A 233-nucleotide genomic window follows, 5' to 3' on the forward strand; every position below is an offset into this window, starting at 1 on the left:
GGCTCTGATTGAAAGCATCCAGCCATTCGCCGATCCGTTCTCGCTCAGTGCCCGAGCTTTTGGCCCATGCGCTTTCCAGCCTGGCGAGCAAGGTTCGATTGGGCAGCGTTTCACGAGGATGAATTTTCAAGGCTGCCAGCCGCTCCCGGCTGCGGGCCGAAGCTTCGGCATCCAGACCATTTGGTGTGCGATCAATGCTGTGGCTGTGCCGCTCACCGGTCTCCAGCAGCGTG

General features: G+C 60.5%; 1 pseudogene. It reads right to left on the reverse strand.

Annotation, left to right across the window (positions count from 1 at the left end):
• A pseudogene (locus SB717_RS39825) lies at positions 1-233 on the reverse strand (hypothetical protein); the annotation flags it as partial.

This window comes from Priestia sp. SIMBA_032 (assembly GCF_046535215.1).
Taxonomy (GTDB): domain Bacteria; phylum Bacillota; class Bacilli; order Bacillales; family Bacillaceae_H; genus Priestia; species Priestia aryabhattai.